Annotated in this window: 11 protein-coding genes; 3 read left to right on the top strand and 8 right to left on the bottom strand. The window is 69.3% G+C overall.

From position 1 onward, the window contains the following. Positions 1–58: 58 nt before the first annotated feature. Complete coding sequence (locus NBY65_RS25695; protein WP_150041268.1) at positions 59–508, bottom strand: YccF domain-containing protein; 450 nt, start codon at positions 506–508, stop codon at positions 59–61. 347 nt (positions 509–855) lie between these two features. On the opposite strand from NBY65_RS25695, the gene NBY65_RS25690 reads away from it, so the two are divergent. After that, a complete protein-coding gene (locus NBY65_RS25690) occupies positions 856–1932 on the top strand; it encodes a radical SAM protein (RefSeq protein ID WP_150041267.1) in 1077 nt (358 codons plus the stop codon). A 48-nt stretch (positions 1933–1980) separates the two neighbouring features. On the opposite strand, the gene NBY65_RS25685 is transcribed toward NBY65_RS25690, so the two are convergent. The 4 genes from NBY65_RS25685 to NBY65_RS25670 form a co-directional block, all read right to left on the bottom strand. After that, on the bottom strand, positions 1981–2253 hold the full coding sequence (locus NBY65_RS25685; RefSeq protein WP_150041266.1) for a hypothetical protein: 273 nt from the start codon (positions 2251–2253) through the stop codon (positions 1981–1983). A 12-nt stretch (positions 2254–2265) separates the two neighbouring features. Further along, positions 2266–2796 (bottom strand): ferritin-like domain-containing protein, encoded by a 531-nt coding sequence (locus tag NBY65_RS25680; protein ID WP_239002813.1) that lies wholly within the window; start codon positions 2794–2796, stop codon positions 2266–2268. 228 nt (positions 2797–3024) lie between these two features. Then, on the bottom strand, positions 3025–4110 hold the full coding sequence (locus NBY65_RS25675) for an ABC transporter ATP-binding protein (protein ID WP_150041264.1): 1086 nt from the start codon (positions 4108–4110) through the stop codon (positions 3025–3027). Then, positions 4110–5768 (bottom strand): ABC transporter permease, encoded by a 1659-nt coding sequence (locus NBY65_RS25670; protein WP_150041263.1) that lies wholly within the window; start codon positions 5766–5768, stop codon positions 4110–4112. The genes NBY65_RS25675 and NBY65_RS25670 overlap by 1 nt, the downstream gene beginning before the upstream one ends. Before the next feature lie 39 nt (positions 5769–5807). On the opposite strand from NBY65_RS25670, the gene NBY65_RS25665 reads away from it, so the two are divergent. Next, on the top strand, positions 5808–6743 hold the full coding sequence (locus NBY65_RS25665) for a helix-turn-helix transcriptional regulator (RefSeq protein ID WP_338110416.1): 936 nt from the start codon (positions 5808–5810) through the stop codon (positions 6741–6743). Positions 6744–7182: 439 nt separating this feature from the next. On the opposite strand, the gene NBY65_RS25660 is transcribed toward NBY65_RS25665, so the two are convergent. After that, positions 7183–7980 (bottom strand): alpha/beta fold hydrolase, encoded by a 798-nt coding sequence (locus tag NBY65_RS25660; RefSeq protein ID WP_150041261.1) that lies wholly within the window; start codon positions 7978–7980, stop codon positions 7183–7185. 134 nt (positions 7981–8114) lie between these two features. Between NBY65_RS25660 and NBY65_RS25655 the strand changes: the two genes are divergently transcribed. Continuing rightward, complete coding sequence (locus NBY65_RS25655; RefSeq protein WP_150041260.1) at positions 8115–9245, top strand: mandelate racemase/muconate lactonizing enzyme family protein; 1131 nt, start codon at positions 8115–8117, stop codon at positions 9243–9245. 24 nt (positions 9246–9269) lie between these two features. On the opposite strand, the gene NBY65_RS25650 is transcribed toward NBY65_RS25655, so the two are convergent. Then, on the bottom strand, positions 9270–10448 hold the full coding sequence (locus NBY65_RS25650) for a vWA domain-containing protein (protein WP_150041259.1): 1179 nt from the start codon (positions 10446–10448) through the stop codon (positions 9270–9272). Between the two features lie 4 nt (positions 10449–10452). Further along, entirely contained in the window at positions 10453–11295 is an 843-nt protein-coding gene (locus NBY65_RS25645; protein ID WP_150041258.1) for an AAA family ATPase, read from the bottom strand. Positions 11296–11322: the final 27 nt, after the last annotated feature.

Genomic DNA, 11322 nt, shown 5'->3' with positions numbered 1-11322 from the left:
AGGTCAGGCCCGCGCCGCGACATCGGCGGACAGCGATGCCGCGGTGCAGCAGCCTGCCCTAGCGATAGGCCACCGGCGGCCAGCGGCGGGCGGCGTCGGCGTCCTCGGCCGGCACCACGGCACGGCCGATCGGCCACAGCGCCAGCCCGGCCAGTTTCAGATGTGCCCAGGCGAAGGGAATGCCGATGATGGTGATGGCCAGGGCCAGCGCGGTCAGCACATGCCCGAGCGCCAGCCACCATCCGGCGACGAGCAGCCACAGCAGGTTGCCGATCACGCCGAGCGGGCCGGTGCCGATGTCGTGCCGCCCGGTCACCTGCTCGCGCGGCACCACGCGATAGCCGAAGGGCAGCAGGGTGTAGATGGCGATGGAAAAGGCCGCGCGCGCCCAGGGCAGGCCGATGATAGTGATTGCCAGTACGATCCCGGCGATCGCCCAGCCGGCCGCCATCCACAGGCCGCCGGTGACGATCCACAGCAGGTTCAGCAGCAGGCTCAGCAGAGTCATGGCATCCCGTGTCCCGATTGCGGAGGACAGAAATAGGGCAAGGCAACGACGCATCAAAGCCGGGCAACAGCAGAGTGATGGCGCCGGCACCGGCGGACCGGCGCCGACAGACCGGCAAGGTTGCAACGGGTCATTACCATTTCTTGACAGACGCGGGCCGGAAACCGGATCATCACCGCCCTGACGGAAACGACCGGCACGTATAACGCCGGGGCCGGCAAGGAGGAAAAGTCCGTGTTCGAGACACTGTCTCGCGGCGTTCGCGCGCGTGGGGCAGCGTGGTGCGCCCAGGGGCCGCCCGCTCCCTCCGTCCCTGTCCGCATCGCCCGCTGCGGTGGCGGCGTGGAATGAGCAGCTGTTTTCCTGATGTCGCGCCGGGCCGCCTGCGCGCCCTGGCGCCGGGCGCGGGGTCACCCGGGCTGGTGCGCGTTTCCACCGCGGCTGCGATCACGCTCGGGGTGCTGCGCCAGCAGATGCAACGCTGCGGCTTCACCCGCTGCCTCAACCTGTTGCTGGCCTATCCGGAGGAACCGGGCGTGGAGTGCCATGGCTGCGGCCTGGCATGGTCCGGCGACGCAGCCGGATGCGGTGCCACGGAAACGGAGTGGCCCTGGTTGTCGCTGGATGCGCTGATCACGAGGGTGGCAACCGATCCCACCCTGCCCTTCGAGCGCATCTGCATCGCCATGGGCCCGCATCCGCGCGCGGCGGAAGATACGCTGACCGTGCTGCGCCGCTGGACCGAGGCGGTTCCCGCCATGCCGATCTCGGTGCTGGCGAATCCGGCCATCATGCGTCCGGGCGACGTGGAAACGCTGGCGCAGGCCGGTGCCGGAATCTTCGCGGTGGCCCTGGAGGCAGCGACGCCGGAGTTGTTCGCCCGCCATCGCGGCTGTGGGCACGGATGGGAGCAGTACTGGGAAACCTTTGGCCGCGCGAGAATGGTGTTCGGGCCGGGGCGGATCGGCATGCACCTGACCGTCGGGATGGGCGAGACCGACCGCGACATCCTGGCACTCTGCCGCGACCTGCATGCGATCGGCGGGCACAGTCACCTTTCCTGCTTTTCCCCCCCGCCCGGCGTGCGGCTGCACGAGCATATGGTGCCGTCCCGCCGGCGCTGGCGGCGGCTGCAACTGGCGCGTTATCTGCTGGAGTATCAGGACCATGGCTTCGGTGCGCTGGCCTTCGACGCCGAGGGTGGCCTGGTCCGGTTCGGCCTGGATGGCATCACACTCGAGCGCATCGTGCGCAGCGGGGTACCGTTTCGCACCTCCGGCTGCCCCGGGGCAACGCGCGAGGATCTGTCGGTGTGCGAACGCCCGTACGGGGATGGCCCGCCCTGGGATATCGCGAGCTATCCGTTCGCGCTGAACGGGGGCGACATCAGGCGGGTGTTGCGCCAGCTCGGCGCGCTGGAATGAGCGTGGGCGGCGGCGGTGGATGCCCGGGGGCCGGACATCCACCCTGCCTCAGCGACGGTTGGCGCCGGTCTTGTCGCCCTCTGGCGGGTTAACCCCGCTCTGGCGGGCTGCCGTGGTTTCCTGCGCGTAACGCTCGCTGGTCGGATGCCCCTTCGGCTCCGCTTCACCGGCGCCCGCATGCGGCGCGCCGGCCTGCGCCTCGTGCAGTTCCCGGGCGGCCCGCGTGCCGCCCGGCGGCGTGGTGCTGGGTGGATCGCTGGCGGGGAAGCTGTCCTCGCTCATGCGGTCCACCGCCTGGTCTTCCCGTCGCTTGTCGGCCATGCGGATTCTCCCTTACAGCCCCGCCTTCTCGCCCTGCTCGGAGCGCCGCAGGAAGGTAAGCGTGGTGTCCTTGAGGTGATCATCGATCCATTGCGCCATCGCCTGCTCTTCGGTCAGGGACTGGCCAAGCAGGCGGATCGCATCGGCATGGCTCACCACCTCGGCGATGGTGATCAGGCTCTTGTAGCTGGCGATCTCGTAGTGTTCGAACGCGTAGTTGGCGAAGGAGTTCTTGATCACCTCGTCACTGGCAGGGACATGGGCCAGCGCCATCACGTTGCCCATGAAGGACATGGCCGTATCCTTCAGGACCGAAGGCGAGCTGTCGAGCGAGGCCAGGAGCTGATCCAGCCGCTGTGCCTGCTGGCGCGATTCCTCCAGATGCTGCTGCAGGCGCGCCCGCATCTCCGGGTAGTTCTCCAGGCGGCCGATCTGGCGTTCGAGTATTTCAATCGCCTGGTTCTCGACCGCATGCTGGTTGCGCAGGCCGGCGGTGTAGATGCTCTGCGCCTGCTCCGAGGCGGTCAGCAATGTGCGTTCCACGGTGCGTTCCCTTTTATGTTTACAGGCCCATGGCCGGGCACAGGCGAAGCCTCGCCCGATCACACCGGTCCGATGTGCAGGCAAAGCCTGTCGGCGCCGGCAGTTCCGCCGGGACTGTCGTTTGCCATCGGAAAGCCGATGATTATTCCAATGCTTTTTCTGTTGCATGGGCTCGCGGGCAACACTGTGCGAGGCAGGGCGCGGCAATGCCGGGTGCGGGAGCGGCGGCTACGTCGCGTAGACCCAGCATGCATCCGGCGGCAGCGCGATCGGCAGCGAGGAGCCCACCGGGAATCTTGGGCGTGATCCCGGATCGATGGCGTCGATAGGCGTGCCGAACAGGTCGAGGACGTACAGGGTCCGCGTTCCCTGGTAATGCCGGGCAATGACCGGCACGCTGAAGTGGTTGGGGCCGCCGGCCGGGGGCAGCAACTGCACGGTATCCGGCCGCAGGGCCACCCGGACTTTCTGGCCCTCGGAGAGGCTGCCGGGCATGCGTGCCAGCAGCAGCCGGCCTGGACTGATCTGAACCGTGCCGAAGCTGCTGGTGCGCTCGAGCAGACGTCCGTCGATCAGATTGGAGGCGCCGGTGAAGCCGGCCACGAACAGGTCGGCGGGGCAGTGAAAGATGGCGTCCGGCGTGTCGTACTGCAGCAGCCGGCCCGCCTGCATGATGCCGATGCGGTCGGCCAGCGCCACCGCATCGGCCTGGTCGCGGGTGACGTACAGCGCCGTCACGCCGACCTGACGGATGATCCGTCGCAGCTCGTCGCACAAACCCGGTCGCAGCCGCGCATCAATCCCGGCGAGCGGCTCGTCCAGCAGCAGCAGCCGTGGCCGGTAGACCAGGCTGCGCGCCAGCGCGACGCGCTGCATCTGCTCGCCCGACAGCGGGCCCACCGCGCGGTCGGCCTGCGCGCGCAGGCCGACCAGCGCCAGGGCCTCGGTGACGGCACGGTCGATCTCCGCGCGGGGCAGCCCGCGATGGCGCAGCGGATAGGCCACGTTCTGCCGCAGGGTCATGTGCGGCCACAGCGCGCCGGAGCGGAACAGCATGCCGACGCCGCGACGCCGCGCCGGCACCAGGATGCCCTGGGCGGGATCGCAGCAGATCGTTTCGCCGATGCGGATGCGTCCCGATGTCGGATGCTCGAGACCGGCGACGCAGCGCAGCGTCGTGGTCTTGCCGCAACCGGATGGCCCGAGCAGAACGGCGATCTCGCCGGCCGCCACGTCGAAGCTGACATCATCGACTGTCGGCGGCAGCGGATCGAACCACCGGGACAACCGCAGGACGGAGAGATCGGTCGACATCACCGGCGCCGCGGGCGGGCGCCGACGCGCAAGAGCCAGGCCGCGCCGCCGAGCAGCGTGCCGAGCAGGAGCATCAGCACCAGGCTCAATACCGCGGCGAGGCCGGCATCGCCGCGTTCGTACATGGCCAGCACCTGCACGGTCATCACCCGGTCGCCATCGGAACAGAGCAACAGCGCGGTGCCAAGTTCACGGATCGTCAGGATGCACGACAGTACCAGGGCGGCGGCCAGGCCCGGCCGGGCCAGCGGCAGCACGATGGTGCGGATGGCGGAGGGCACCGGATGTCCGCAGATCCAGGCTGCCTCTTCCAGATCCTTGTGCACCACCGCCAGCGCGGCCGAGGCCGCCCGGATGCCGATGGGGAGGAAGCGGATCACGAAAGCCAGCGCCAGGATCGACACCGTGCCGTACGAACCGGGAGACAGGTCGATCCAGGTCCGGTCATGGGCAAAGCCGATCACCAGGCCAGGAACGGCAAGCGGCAGCGTGGCCAGCAGGCCGATCACCCAGCGTCCGGGCACGCGCGTGCGCGCCAGGGTGTAGGCGATCGCCAGGGCGAGCCCGGTGCCGGCAAAGGCAGTGACCAGCGCGAGGCGGAGCGTGGTGCCGATCGACGACATGGCCTGCGGATCCTGGAACAGGCGCCGGACCTGCAGCCAGCCGTCATGCTGCGCCGCGAGCAGCAACCCCAGCAGGGGCAGGCCGAGCACCAGCAGCAGATACAGCGCTGCCAGCCCGGGCATCAGCCATTGCCACGCGCGTGGTTTCACCTGTCGCGGCCGGAACGCCCCGCCGGCACGTGGGCGAATTTCCGGCGCGACGAGGATCCGGTGTTGCGGCAGCACCAGCAGCGCGGTGACGCCTGCCAGCATCACCGCCAGCGCGGCAGCCGCGTGCCCATGACCAGGCGATGCGGCCAGCGCGAAGATGGCGGTGCTGGGCAGGGAGCGATGGCCGGGCGTGCCCAATGCCGCCGGAATGCCGTAATTGCCGAGCATGACCGCGAAGGCCAGCAGCGCCGTGGAGAGAAGCATCGGAAGGATCGATGGCAAGGTCACCGTGGCCACGCGGCGCAGCGCGCCCGCCCCCGCGAGCTCCGCGGCGTCTTCGAGCGTGGGATCCATGCGCCACAGCGCCGCCGCGGTGAACAGGGCGACATAGGGGGCATGATAGAAGCCGAACAGGATGATGATGCCCGACAGGGACCGGAGATCCACCCACGCCTCCAGGCCGGGCCAGGCCGGCATCGACCAGGCGATGCCCGCGACCAGAGGCGGCATGAGCAGCGGCAGCAGGCCGGCTGCCGCGATGAAGCGCTTCCCAGGGGCGTCGGTCCGTACCACGATCCAGGCGAAGGCAAATCCGATGATCACCGCGACCACCGTTCCGCCACCACAGGCCGCCACCCCGTTCAGGATGGCCGCGCGCAAGGCCGGGTCCGCCAGCACGTCCGCAAAATGCCGGACGGACAGCTCCGGAAACGCCGTGTCCCCGGCACGCGAATCCGTGTCGATCAGGGCATCGAGCAGCAGCAGCGCCAACGGCACCAGCAACAGCAGGACGGGCACGGCCAGCAACAGGCCGGACCACAGCCGCGCCGTCGCCTCTCTCTGCGGCCGGCGCGCCGTCGCATCCGGCGCTATGTCGGCTGACATGTTCACGCGTGCTGCCAAGTTGCTTCCCCCGCGGCCACCATGGGGCCTTATCGCTGCGCACGTAGCCCGGACTATCGGGCGAAGATGACCCGCCGGCAAGCTGCCATGCCTGAAGCCGCGGACACGGACTCCGGCGATCCGGTGCTGCAGGCCCTCGCCTCCCGGCTGCGCCTGCTGCGGGCGCGCCGGGCCATGACCCGCCGTGCCCTGGCCCGGCAATCGCGCGTGTCGGAGCGCTACATCGCCCAGCTCGAGGCGGGCACGGGCAATGCCTCGCTGGTGCTGCTGCACCGCATCGCCGCGGCACTCGGGGTGCCGGTCGGGGTGCTGCTGCAGGAGGTGGCCGAGCCACCACCGGAACTGCTGCCGGTGCAACGCCTGCTCGAACGCCTCTCGCCGGCGCAACTGGCCGAGGCGCGGCACCTGCTCGCCGAGCGCTTCCTGGCGGTGCGGCCGGACTTGCGGCGCCAGCGCATCGCCCTGGTCGGCCTGCGCGGCGCCGGCAAGAGCACGCTCGGGCGCCGCCTCGCCGGGCGGCGTGGCGTGCCCTTCCACGAACTCGATCGCGAGATCGAGCGCGAGGCCGCGGTGGAACTGCGCGAGATCTTCGAGATGCAGGGCCAGGCGGCGTTCCGGCGGCTGGAGCGGGCGGCGCTGGACCGGCTGCTCGCCGGTCCCGGCGGCATGGTGATCGCGACCGGCGGCAGCCTCGTCACCGAGCCCGACACCTACGAGACGCTGCTCGCGCATTGCCGCGTGGTCTGGATCCGCACCTCGCCCGACGAGCACATGCGCCGGGTGGTCGAGCAGGGCGATTTGCGGCCGATCCGTGACTCACGGCAGGCGATGCGCGACCTGAAGTCGATCCTGGCCAGCCGCGAAAGCCTCTATGCCCGCGCCGACCTGGTGCTGGATACCTCGGGCCAGGACGAGGACCGCAGTTTCAGGGACCTGCTGGACCTGCTGGAGCCCTGATGCCGGCGCCGCAGCATCCGTGGCCGCCGGACCGGCAGGCGGGGTATTTTGCATGATGTTGCGGATGCAACCGACTCTCGTGGGGGCCATGACGGCCGGACCGCTCCTGCACTGACAACGCCCGGTCGGGGCGCGTCATGCTTTTGTTTTCAATGGAAGCTGTGGTGGGGCGCCACCGGAGCCGCCGCAACAGCACAAGGACGGAGAGGTTAACCCCCTCCGTCCTGCTGCCGCAGTGTTTGGCATTGCTCTCCTGGACGAAAGCTGCCTGGCACATCGGTCATCAGCGCCGACTTGGCTGCCTGGGTCGGCCTTCGGAGGTCAAACCGCTGCCGTGTACCGGTCTCGCAACCGGAGCACAACGCCGTCGAACCATCCTCCGCCTTGGGTTGCAGGCACTATAATGCCCGAATCGCACGGCGGCAAAGCGAAATATAATTCATATTCGCTTGAGCATCCGTTCGGAAAAAGCAGCGATCAGCGGGCGTGTCCGGTCCGGCGCTTCCAGATGCGGGGCGTGCCTGGCGCCGGGAATCATGGCCACTTCCACCTCCGCGCGCGCCAGCCGCGCCGCCGCCTCCGGTTGTGCTGCCGTCCCGTACGGGTCGTCTTCTCCCTGGATCACCAGCATCGGCTTGCTCACGTTCCGCAGATCGCCCGAGAGGTCGAAGTCGCGGGCAAAGGCCGGATCGAGCCAGGCCCGGTTCCAGCCCCAGAAGGCGTCGTCCACATGGGCGTGGTACCGCCCGAGCCGGACGCGGAAATCGCTTTCGAGATAGGCTTCGCGGGCGGCGGTGATCCCGGCCAGCACCTGCGGCTCCATGAGGAAATGCGGGGCGATCAGCACCAGCCCGGCGATGCGCGGGTCATCCTGCGTGGCCGCGTGAATCGCCGCGATCGAGCCGCCGTCGGAATGCCCGATCAGCACGGCCTGGCGGATCTCCGCCGCGTCCAGCACCCGTGGCAGCACCCAGCCGGCTTCCCGGCGCAGGTAGTCGAGCGGCCAGGGCGCCGGATTGCGGCCGGATTTGCCATAGCCCAGGCGCGAATAGGCGAACACGCCGAAGCCGGTTCGCCCGGCAAGCCATGCCGGCAGGTCGCGCCAGAGGGATATGCAGCCAAGCCCTTCGTGCAGCAGCACGAAGCTGGGGGCGGCCTCGGGTGGCGCGCCCCACCAGGCGGCCTCCAACTCCCCTTCCGACAGGCTGATTCGCCATTCCCGTGACGCACGCGTCATCCTGGCCTCCCTGTTTCTGCATTATGTCGCGATGTGTACCCGCCGGTCCGGCGCGCAACCGGTGGCGCAGGGTGATTGTGCGGCCTGATGCGGCTTCCTATCCTTATCTCCCGGACGCTTGAGCGGAGGCAGACATGTCGCGCATCCGCGACATTTCCATCGTGCCGGTTACCTACAGGATGGATCCCGGCGATGCCTACGGCACGGCGCGCGGGCTGGAAGCGACGCGCGAGGCCGGGCTGGTGATCCTCGACACCGAGGATGGCGTGAGTGGCATCGGCGAGGTCGCGGGGCCGGGTGGCGTGGCCCGCGCCTGGCTGGAGCGGGTCCGGGAGGCGTTCCTCGGCACCAGCGTGTTCGCCCAGCGCGGTGTCGCGCGGACGCTGCTGGCGCGGCATCCGCATCCGGGGCTGCGGGGCGGGTTGGCGGCGCTGCTCGGCGGCATCGACATCGCCGCGCATGACGCGATGGGCAAGCTGCTCGGCGTGCCGGTCAGCGAGTTGATCGGCGGGCGGCAGCGCGACCGCGTGCCGGTCTATGCCTCCGGCGGGTATTTCACCGCCGATGCCGACCAGGACATGGCGCTGGAGGCACAGCTCGATGCGTTGCACGCGAGCGGGGTCACCGCGGCCAAGATCCGCATCGGCCGCTCCCCCGCCGACGACCTGATGCGCGTGCGCATGGCGCGCCGGCTGCTGGGCGAGCGCCCGTTGCTGCTGGTGGAGGCCGGCGGCGGCTACACGACGGGAATCGCGCTGGAGAGCATGCGCCGCATCACGCCCTTCGGGGTGCACTGGTACGAGGAACCGCTCGCGCCGCAGGACTGGCATGGCTATGCCGCGCTGGCGCAACAGGCGCCGATGCCGGTCGCGGCCGGCGCGGCCCTGTCCACGCTGTTCGAGTTTCATCGTGCCGTAGACGGGCGGATCGCCTCCGTGCTGCAGCCCGACCTGACGCTGTGCGGCGGATTCGAAGGCGCGCGGGCGGTGGAAGTCCTGGCGCGCGCGGGGCATCTGCGCCTGTCGGCGCACTGCCGGGGCACCGGGGTCGGCCTCGTGGCGGCGCTGCACTGGGTGGCCTCGCTGCCGCTCGGTCAGGAGGACCCCTCCCCGGTTTTCATCGAGTACGACGTGGGCCGCAATCCGTTGCGCGACGACGTGCTGACCGAACCGCCCCGCCTGCGCGAAGGCATGCTCGAGGTGCCGACCGGCCCGGGGCTCGGCATCGCGCTCGATCCGGACGCGGTGAAGCGCTTCTCGATCTGATCGCCGTCCGCACGTGAGCCTGCGCTACCGCGCGAGGTCGCGGGTCATGTCCTCGATGCCCGAGACCGTCAGCGGGTACATCCGCCCTTCCATCAACTGCCGCACCATCCCGACCGAGCGGGTATAGGCCCAGCGCTGCGGCTCCAGCGGATTGAGCCAGGCGGCGCGGCGGTACTGCCCGGTCAGCCGCTGCAGCCAGACCATGCCGGCTTCCTCGTTCCAGTGCTCGACGCTGCCGCCGGCATGGGTGATCTCGTACGGGCTCATGGAGGCGTCGCCGACGAAGATCAGGCGGTAATCGGCGCCGTAGGTGCGCAGCAATTGCAGCGTGGGCATGGCGCTCTCGCCGCGGCGGCGGTTGTCGCGCCAGAGCTGCTCGTAAGGGCAGTTGTGGAAATAGAAATACTCGAGGTGCTTGAACTCGGTGCGGGCCGCCGAGAACAACTGCTCGCACAGCCGCACGTGCTCGTCCATCGAGCCGCCGATGTCAAAGCAGAGCAGCAGCTTCACCGCGTTGTGCCGCTCCGGCACCAGCTTCAGGTCAAGTTGCCCGGCATTGCTCGCGGTGGCGCGCACGGTGTCGGGCAGGTCGAGCTCGGTCGCCGCCCCCTGCCGGGCGAAGCGGCGCAACCGGCGCAACGCCAGCTTCAGGTTGCGGGTGCCGAGCGCGACATCGCCGTCGAGATCGCGGAACTCGCGCCGGTCCCACACCTTCACCGCGCGCCGGTGCTGGCTTTCCTCCTGGCCGATGCGCACGCCCTCGGGGTTGTAGCCATAGGCGCCGAAGGGCGAGGTCCCGGCGGTGCCGATCCATTTGGACCCGCCCTGGTGCCGTCCCTTCTGTTCGGCGAGGCGCTGGCGCAACGTCTCCATCAGTTTCTCGAAGCCGCCGAGCGCCTCGATCTGCGCCATCTCCTCGGGCGTGAGCAGCTTCTCGGCCAGCTTGCGCAGCCATTCCTCGGGCAGTTCGCGCGGAGCCTCGCCCGGCGGCGTCTCCACCCCCTTGAAGCATTCGGCGAAGACGCGGTCGAAACGATCGAGCAGGCGCTCGTCCTTCACCAGCGCCGCCCGGCTGAGATAGTAGAAATCCTCAATGCTGTAGGCGGCCACCCCCGCCTTCATCGCGCCCAGCAGGGCCAGGTACTCGGTCAGCGAGGCCGGGATGCCGGCCTGCCGCAGCGCCAGGATGAAGGGGACGAACATGGCGCTAACCGCCGCGGCGCGAAAGGAAGGCCAGCCGCTCGAACAGTTGCACGTCCTGCTCGTTCTTCAGCAGCGCCCCGTGCAGCGGCGGGATCACCAGTTGCGGCTCGCGCGCGCGCAGCGCCTCGGCCGGCAGGTCCTCGGTCATCAGCAGCTTCAGCCAGTCCAGCAGCTCGGAAGTCGCCGGCTTCTTCTTCAGGCCGGGCACGTCGCGGATGCGGAAGAACAGCTCCAGCGCCTCGCGCGCGAGGTCCTGGCGGATGTCCGGGTAATGCGCCTGCACGATCCGCTCCATCGTCTCGCGGTCGGGAAAGCGGATGTAGTGGAAGAAGCAGCGCCGCAGGAAGGCGTCGGGCAGTTCCTTCTCGTTGTTGCTGGTGATCAGCACGATCGGGCGGTGCCGGGCGGCGATGGTCTGCCGCGTTTCGTAGACATGGAACTCCATGCGGTCGAGTTCCAGCAGCAGATCGTTGGGAAACTCGATGTCGGCCTTGTCGATCTCGTCGATCAGCACCACCACCGGATCGGGACTCTCGAACGCTTCCCAGAGCTTGCCGCGCAGGATGTAGTTGGAGATGTCATGCACCCGCGGATCGCCGAGCTGGCCATCGCGCAGGCGGGATACCGCATCGTACTCGTAAAGCCCCTGCTGCGCCTTGGTGGTTGACTTGATGTGCCATTCGATCAGGCGCAGCCCCAGCGCGGTGGCGACTTCCTGGGCCAGCACGGTCTTGCCGGTGCCGGGTTCCCCCTTCACCAGCAGCGGCCGTTGCAGCGTCACCGCCGCGTTCACGGCCACTTCCAGATCGCGCGAGGCGATGTAACGCTGCGTGCTCCTGAATCCCAAGGATCGGTCCTCCGTCTGGCTGGCGAA

The organism is Rhodovastum atsumiense, from assembly GCF_937425535.1.
Classification (GTDB): domain Bacteria; phylum Pseudomonadota; class Alphaproteobacteria; order Acetobacterales; family Acetobacteraceae; genus Rhodovastum; species Rhodovastum atsumiense.
Note: the sequence above shows the minus strand (reverse complement) of the source record. Positions and strands in the feature narration are given on the sequence as shown.

Coding starts and splice junctions, on each gene's coding strand:
- NBY65_RS25695 (WP_150041268.1), bottom strand. CDS start 508: ATGACTCTGCTGAGCCTGCTGCTGAACCTGCTGTGGATCGTCACCGGC.
- NBY65_RS25690 (WP_150041267.1), top strand. CDS start 856: ATGAGCAGCTGTTTTCCTGATGTCGCGCCGGGCCGCCTGCGCGCCCTG.
- NBY65_RS25685 (WP_150041266.1), bottom strand. CDS start 2,253: ATGGCCGACAAGCGACGGGAAGACCAGGCGGTGGACCGCATGAGCGAG.
- NBY65_RS25675 (WP_150041264.1), bottom strand. CDS start 4,110: ATGTCGACCGATCTCTCCGTCCTGCGGTTGTCCCGGTGGTTCGATCCG.
- NBY65_RS25670 (WP_150041263.1), bottom strand. CDS start 5,768: ATGTCAGCCGACATAGCGCCGGATGCGACGGCGCGCCGGCCGCAGAGA.
- NBY65_RS25665 (WP_338110416.1), top strand. CDS start 5,808: ATGGGGCCTTATCGCTGCGCACGTAGCCCGGACTATCGGGCGAAGATG.
- NBY65_RS25660 (WP_150041261.1), bottom strand. CDS start 7,980: ATGACGCGTGCGTCACGGGAATGGCGAATCAGCCTGTCGGAAGGGGAG.
- NBY65_RS25655 (WP_150041260.1), top strand. CDS start 8,115: ATGTCGCGCATCCGCGACATTTCCATCGTGCCGGTTACCTACAGGATG.
- NBY65_RS25650 (WP_150041259.1), bottom strand. CDS start 10,448: ATGTTCGTCCCCTTCATCCTGGCGCTGCGGCAGGCCGGCATCCCGGCC.